This is a genomic window from Aeromonas sp. QDB25 (assembly GCF_027707725.1).
Lineage (GTDB): Bacteria > Pseudomonadota > Gammaproteobacteria > Enterobacterales > Aeromonadaceae > Aeromonas > Aeromonas caviae.
The window spans coordinates 1-676 of record NZ_JAPCIZ010000237.1; the positions used below are offsets into that span (position 1 = coordinate 1).

The 676-nt window shown below is 48.2% G+C and carries 1 protein-coding gene; it reads right to left on the reverse strand.

The genetic code is table 11. The features are described 5' to 3' along the window. Window positions 1–90: 90 nt before the first annotated feature. The coding region (locus PG883_RS23685; RefSeq protein WP_270808507.1) for a hypothetical protein at window positions 91–676 on the reverse strand (586 nt) is incomplete at its 5' end.

A 676-nucleotide genomic window follows, 5' to 3' on the forward strand; every position in this document is an offset into this window, starting at 1 on the left:
CCTCGGTCGTTGTTGTTGACGGGGCAATGGAAACACGGCGGAGTTTTCGAGTGGGTGAGTTATCTAAAATTCACGTGAGCTATTGAAAACTCACTGTCTGACTCCGGCTTTCCTTAGCCAGTCGGACAGGGTGTTTTTATCCACGTTGACCAGTGTTTTACTAAGCCCCTTGCTGGCTATTTTCTGTTTGAGAGCTTCAATGCTTCCCTGGAAATCCTCATCCTTCACCCCATGAGCGGTTAATAGTTCAGCAATAACTAGACTCTGCTTCGCTGTTGATCGTGCTTTTGGCATAGCCTGGGCCAGCTCAGAGGTAATGATCCCATCTTGCAGTTTTGGCAATGGCTTCCCGCTTGCAATATGTTCACTCAGTCGGTGTAAGCACTCTTTTCTAATGAAAAGTTCATTAACATCTGGCGTCCAGTCTTCCCGCGCAGCTAAAACCACCATCAACTCGCCATTTTGGGTTCGTCGAGACAGAGCCACACCTGCGTTGATTATCTGGGCCGTTTTCTCTTGTTCGAACAGACACAACGTGGAGCTTGCCAATGCCCACAACCCGGTGGCACGGGCTTCAAGCCAAGGGGAAACAAGATCCAGAACTTGCATTTCATCCACTGCGGTGAACTCATCAAACGATATTTTAGTTTGTTTAATCGTCCGGTCTTTTGCTTCG